Below are 6,367 nucleotides of genomic sequence, written 5' to 3' on the forward strand. Positions count from 1 at the left end.
TGGCAGAGGTACTCGACTTCACAGCGCCGCGCGGCACGGCCCTACGGCCGCCCCGTCAGGCCCGCCGACCCCGCATGTCCGGCGCGTCCGGCGGCGGCATGCCGGTGATCGCGCCCATGCCCGCAGCGCGCCCCACCCGCATACCCGGCCAGCGTGACGGCACCGACGACGCCGTGGCGGCCGGGACCACCGTCGACCATCTCACCGAGACCTACCGGGCGCACTACCGCTCGCTGCTGGGCCTCGCCGCGCTCCTCCTCGACGACACCGCCTCCTGCGAGGACGTCGTCCAGGAGGCGTTCATCCGGGTCCACTCGGCCCGCAAACGCGTCCGGGACCCCGAGAAGACCCTGGCCTATCTGCGTCAGACGGTCGTCAACCTGTCCCGTTCCGCGCTGCGCCGCCGCATCCTCGGCCTGAAGCTGCTCTCCAAGCCCATGCCCGACATGGCGAGCGCCGAGGAGGGCGCCTACGACCAGTTGGAGCGCGACTCCCTGATCAAGGCGATGAAGGGGCTGCAGCGCCGTCAGCGCGAGGTGCTGGTGCTGCGCTACTTCGCGGACATGACGGAGGCGCAGGTCGCCGAGACCCTCGGCATCTCGCTCGGCTCGGTGAAGGCGTACGGCTCACGCGGCATCGCGGCGCTACGGCTGGCCATGGGGGCCCCGGCATGAGCGACGCCGAGAACGCACGCCGCGAGGAACCCGCCCCGGACCCTCAAAAGCCCCGGACCACCTCCGCCACGCGGGGATCCGAGGACGCGGCGGCGTCCGGGGGCCCGCCCGAGCCCGGGGACGCGCCCGCCTCCGGTGAGGCCCCCGCGTCCGGTGACTCGGCGTCGTCCGGGGACGAATCCGCCGCCGGGGACGCACGCGCGTCCGGGAGCGTCCGTGCGTTCGGGGGCGCGGCGGCGGTCGGGGACGGGCACAAGCTGAAGCACACGCACGCTGGGAACGGAACTGTGAACGACGGCCTGGACGAACAGGGCTCCGAGGGGCTCGACGCGGACGAGCTGGCACTGCGCGCCATGCTGCGCCAGGCGGTCCAGGAGGTGGAGCCGGACGACGGCACCCTCGACTATCTGCGCCGGGCCGTCCCCGTCCGCCGGGCCCGCAAGCGCCAGGCCCTCGTCGGCATGGCGGCCGCCGCCCTGTTCCTCGGCACCGCCGTGCCCGCCCTCGTCCATGTCTCGGGCACATCGAGCTCCGACGCCAACCCCTCCACGGTCGGCCACGCCTCGCAGGCGCAGGGCGGCACCGGTCAGGGCAAGGACAAGGACAACGGCGAGAGCACCGCGGGCGGTGCCTCCGACGAGGTCGAGGGCACCGACAAGGGCGACACCGGCGACAAGGGGAAGCCCGGCGAGTCCAACGGATCCGGCGCGGGCACGACGGAGGGGAGCGGCTCCTCGTCCAGCCTCTCCGCCGACACCCCGGCCTGCACCGCCGCCCAACTGGGCCCGGCGTCCGCGTCCCTCGCCGCCCCCGACACCACGGGCGCGGTCTACGGCTCCTTCCGGGTCGCCAACGTCTCCGTCGAGAGCTGCACGGTCGAGTCCGCCGGCCTCATGGCCCCGGCCCCGCAGGGCGTGGCCGACGCCACCAAGGTGACCTCGGCACGGCATGTGGCGGGCGACGCGGCGGCCGGACTGCCCGACCCCTCCCTCGAGTCGATGACGCTGGTGCTCAAGCCGGGTGCGGCGTACGAGGTGAAGTTCGCCTGGGTGCCCTCCGAGCCGTGCGCCCCTCCGGGCGACACCACGGGCGGCGGCTCCGGCGGCCCCTCGACCGACCCGACACCCACCGGCGACCCGACCACGACGGCCGGGACGTCCACGGGCACCGACAGCGGTACGACCACCCAGCTGGTCAGGGCGGACGGCGGCCCGGCCGACGGCAGCGTGGCCATCACGTACACGCCGCCCACGGGTTCGGGCTCGGCCACCACGACGGTGAGCAACGCGTGCGCGGGCACGGTGTACTTCACGGGGCTGCTGACGGCGGTGTGACCGGGGCGGCGGCGGTGTGCCGGGCGGGGTCGCGCCCCGCCCGTCCGGGTCGGACCGGTCAGACGGCCGACGGGCTCGACCGCTCCGGCTCGGGCCGCTCGTCCCCCTCCGGGACCAGACCCAGTTCCGCGTCGCGGGCGAGCTCCAGCTCACGGCGGAACAGACGGAACCACATGAAGATCACGAAGCCGACGAAGGCGAACCACTCCGCGGTGTAGCCGAGGTTCTGGAACGCCTTCAGGTCCAGTCCGGTGCCGCCGGGCGCGGTCGCGGGGACCGCCTTCATACCGGAGTCGCCGTTGTTGAGGGTGACCCAGGCGTCGTAGACGTCGTACTCCACGAGGTTCACCAGGGACGCCGAGCTGATCGCCGCCGTCTGCCCGGCCGGCAGGCCGCCGCGGGCGCTGACGCCGTTGCTGCCCGGGGTCTCGGACGCCTGGAGCGCGCCGGTGACGGTGACCTCACCGGTGGGCGCCGGCGGCACCTCGGCAGGGTCGGGGTCGCCGGGCAGCCAGCCCCGTACGACGGGCAGCGCGCGGCCGGCGTCGGTGTGCAGCAGGGTGAGGACGTAGTAGCCGTCCTTGCCGTCCAGTTGACGGTCCGGCACCAGGAGCTGGGTGTCGTACCGGCCGGTCGCGGTGGCCTGCTTGCCGGAGGTGGCCTTGGTCACGGGCAGCAGGCCGTCCAGCGGGCCGGCCTCCTCCCGCTTGTCCGAGGCGACCCGCGCCTCGGCGTCGCGGTGGTCGTCGACCCGGTCCTCGAACCGGCCCAGCTGCCAGGACCCCATGAAGATGCAGAAGGGGATGGCGAGCAGCAGGAAGACGTTGATCCCCCACCAGCGGGGCGTCAGCAGAAACCGGTACACGCCTTCAACGGTACGGGCCCGCGCCTGGTTCCCGTCCCGCGGGGTCGCCGTGTGGGTGCCGTGCGGGGAGGTCCGGCCGGTGAAAGATCGGGAAGAAGTTGTCCACAGGCTGGGGACCTCGGCGGCGCGATGCCCCCGGGGACGGGCAGTATGGGGTCATGACTGAGAGCAACGGGTCCGACGCGCCGGACCGGGCGGACCACCAGACCGAGCGAGTGGCACAGGGCGCGGGCATGCCCGACTGGGAGAAGCGTTTCCGGGCGCCCAGGGTGTCCCTGCCCGACTGGGCGGAGGACGCCCCCGACCGCTCCCTGTTCGTGTCGAACGCGACGGGGACGTACGAGCTGTACGCCTGGGACCGGGCGAGCGGCGAGCAGCGGCAGGTGACACACCGGCCCAACGGCACGACGGACGGGGTGCTCTCGCCGGACGGCGAGTGGATCTGGTGGTTCGACGACAAGGACGGCGACGAGTTCGGCGTCTGGCGCCGGCAGCCGTTCGCGGGCGGTGAGGACGAGCTCGCGGCCCCGGGCCTGGACGCCTCCTACCCTGCCGGTCTCGCCCTGGGCCGCGACGGCCGTACGGCGGTGGTGGGCCGTTCCACGGACGAGGACGGTACGACGATCCACCTGGCCCGTACGGGCGAGGAGCCGGTGGAGATCTACCGGCACCGCGAGTCGGCGGGCGTCGGGGACCTCTCCCACGACGGTTCGCTGATCGCGGTGGAGCACACCGAGCACGGCGACGCGATGCACTCGGCGCTGCGGGTGATGCGCCCGGACGGTACGACGGTGGCGGAGCTGGACGACACCAGGGGCGGCACCGAGGAGCTGGGTCTGGAGGTGCTGGGCTTCGCCCCGGTCGAGGGCGACACCCGGCTGCTCATCGGGCATCAGCGGCGCGGACGCTGGGAGCCGCTGGTGTGGGACGTGGCGACGGGGGAGCAGACGGACCTCGCGCTGGAGCTGCCCGGTGACGTGAGCGCCGAGTGGTGTCCGGACGGCACGGGTCTGCTCGTCGTGCACGGCTTCGAGGCTCGCGGCGAGCTGTTCCGGTACGACCTGGGCGAGCGCCGGCTGGTGGAGATCCCCACCCCGCGCGGCGCGGTCTCGGGTGCGACGGCCCGGCCCGACGGCAGCGTGGAGTACCTGTGGTCGTCGGCGGCCGAACCGCCGGCCGTGCGGTCCACCGCGGGCGGCGTGGTCCTGGACCCGCCCGGCATGAAGTCGCCCGGCTCGGTCCCGGTGGAGGACGTGTGGGTGGAGGGGCCCGGCGGCCGTATCCACGCGCTGGTCCAGAAGCCGGCCGGCGCCACCGGCCCGCTCCCGACGGTCTTCGACATCCACGGCGGCCCCACCTGGCACGACAGCGACTCCTTCGCCGCCGGCCCGGCCGCCTGGGTGGACCACGGCTACGCGGTGGTCCGCGTCAACTACCGGGGTTCCACGGGCTATGGCCGCGCCTGGACGGACGCGCTGAAGCACCGGGTGGGCCTGATCGAACTGGAGGACATCGCGGCGGTGCGGGAGTGGGCGATCGGCTCCGGTCTCGCCGACCCGGCCCGGCTGATCCTCACCGGCGGCTCCTGGGGCGGCTACCTCACCCTGCTCGGCATCGGCACCCGGCCCGACGCGTGGGCGCTGGGCATCGCGGCCGTCCCGGTCGCCGACTACGTCACGGCGTACCACGACGAGATGGAGGCGCTGAAGGCGATGGACCGCACGCTGCTCGGCGGCACCCCGGAGCAGGTCCCCGACCGCTTCGAGGCGTCCTCACCGATCACGTACGTCGACGAGGTGACGGCCCCGGTCTACATCTCGGCGGGGGTCAACGACCCGCGCTGCCCCCTCCAGCAGATCGAGAACTACGTCAAGCGTCTGGAGTCCCGCGACGCGGTGCACGAGGTCTACCGCTACGACGCCGGCCACGGCTCCCTGGTGGTCGACGAGCGCATCAAGCAGGTGCGTCTGGAGCTCGACTTCGCGGCACGGCACCTCCCGTAGGGCGGCATCCGCCCTACGGCGGCCGCATGGCGGTGGGTCATGCGGCCGGTACGGCAGGGGCGGGGGCGGGTTCGGACAGGTGAACCCGCCGGGGCAGCAGGAGCGGGGTGGCGAGCAGGAGGACGCCGGACACGGCGATCGCGGCGAGGGGGCCGGTGAGGGTGGCGAGGACGCCCCAGATCACCATGAGGGCGGCCTGCACCAGTTTGGTGCTCACACTCCAGGTGCTGAGCACCCGGGCGGCGCGGTCCACGGGCGTGCGGCGCAGGCGTTCCGTGGCGTGGATGGGGTTGAAGACGCCCATGCACGCGATCAGCAGGCCCTCGACGACGATCACGGTGAGGAGTCCGGGGAGACCGGGCCCGACGAACGCGAGACCGAGCGGGAACAGTGATCGCAGCCAGCCGGACACGGCCATGATCCGGTGCTGCCCGTGGCGCCGCACGAGGCGCGGGGAGAGACGGGCGCCCACGAAGCCGCCGAGCGCCGGGATCCCGAAGGCGAGACCGTACTGCCAGGCCGGGAAGTGGTACGTGTCCAGCAGGAGGACGGCCAGGACCGGGGAGGCGGCCATGATCAGGCCGCCGACCAGGGTCGAGTTGAGGAACAGCCGCCACAGCACGCGGTCTCGGCGGATGAACCGCCAGCCGTCGAGCAGCCCGGCCGCGCGCGACCCGGCGGCGGGATCGCGGGGCGCGGCGATGTCGCCCTCGCGGATACGGAGGATGCCGAGCGCGGACAGCAGATAGCTGACGGCGTTGGCGAGGACGGTGACGACCGGGCCGAACATGCCGATGAGGGCGCCGCCGAGGGGCGGGCCGACGGCGGTCGCCGCCCAGTTCGTGCCCTCGAACCTCCCGTTCGCGACGAGCAGGAGATCGCCGCGGACGAGGTACTTCAGATAGGCGCCGGACGCGGCGGTGAAGGCGATGTTCGCGGTGCCGCAGACGACCGAGACGACGAGCAGCTGCCCGTAGGACAGCACACCGAGGACGTACGCGGCCGGCACGCTCGCCATCGCGAGGAACCGCGCGACATCCGTCCCGATCATCACCGGCCGCTTGGCCCGGTGATCGACCCACGGCCCCAGCGGAAACGCGACGACGGCGGCAACCGCCAGCCCCACGGCATCCAGCAGGGCCACCTCGAACGCGGAAGCCCCCAACACCCGAACCGCGAGAAACGGAAACGCCCCGAACGCCACCCAGGTCCCATACGTACTGACGGCATAGGCCCCCCACAACCACCCAAACCCCCGCACAAACCCTCCACTCCGCCACAACTGCGGGCAATAGTGCCGCACCGACCCCTCATGCCGCCGTAGCTGCGGGCAGTCGTGCCGCACCGACCCCTCATGCCGCCGTAGCTGCGGGCAGTCGTGCCGCTGGGGCGGCACGGGTGGGCGCAGCGGCACCCCGCGAACGCGGGTAAGTGAAACCGCCCCCCGCTAAACCCCCCGCCGAGCCCGCCGCCCCAACAACTCCGCCAACC

Annotated in this window: 5 protein-coding genes; 3 read left to right on the forward strand and 2 right to left on the reverse strand. The window is 73.4% G+C overall.

The features are described 5' to 3' along the window. Nucleotides 1-98 precede the first annotated feature (98 nt). A complete protein-coding gene (locus IF28_RS0135195; protein WP_030229356.1) occupies nt 99-674 on the forward strand; it encodes a SigE family RNA polymerase sigma factor in 576 nt (191 codons plus the stop codon). After that, nucleotides 671-2,008 carry a hypothetical protein gene (locus IF28_RS36725; protein WP_030229357.1) on the forward strand — a complete coding sequence of 446 codons (1,338 nt, stop codon included), beginning with the start codon at nt 671-673 and terminating at the stop codon, nt 2,006-2,008. Before IF28_RS0135195 ends, IF28_RS36725 begins: the two co-directional genes overlap by 4 nt. Before the next feature lie 58 nt (nt 2,009-2,066). Here the strand turns inward: IF28_RS36725 and IF28_RS0135205 are convergent, their stop codons facing one another. Continuing rightward, the gene (locus tag IF28_RS0135205) at nt 2,067-2,873 is read right to left on the reverse strand and encodes an SURF1 family protein (RefSeq protein ID WP_030229358.1); all 807 of its coding nucleotides are present in this window, start codon (nt 2,871-2,873) and stop codon (nt 2,067-2,069) included. Between the two features lie 158 nt (nt 2,874-3,031). On the opposite strand from IF28_RS0135205, the gene IF28_RS0135210 reads away from it, so the two are divergent. Further along, a complete protein-coding gene (locus tag IF28_RS0135210) occupies nt 3,032-4,876 on the forward strand; it encodes a S9 family peptidase (RefSeq protein WP_030229359.1) in 1,845 nt (614 codons plus the stop codon). A gap of 37 nt (nt 4,877-4,913) precedes the next feature. Here the strand turns inward: IF28_RS0135210 and IF28_RS0135215 are convergent, their stop codons facing one another. Next, nucleotides 4,914-6,158 (reverse strand): MFS transporter, encoded by a 1,245-nt coding sequence (locus IF28_RS0135215; protein WP_037894732.1) that lies wholly within the window; start codon nt 6,156-6,158, stop codon nt 4,914-4,916. Nucleotides 6,159-6,367: the final 209 nt, after the last annotated feature.

The sequence above is a fragment of the Streptomyces sp. NRRL WC-3626 genome (assembly GCF_000718785.1).
GTDB lineage: Bacteria > Actinomycetota > Actinomycetes > Streptomycetales > Streptomycetaceae > Streptomyces > Streptomyces edwardsiae.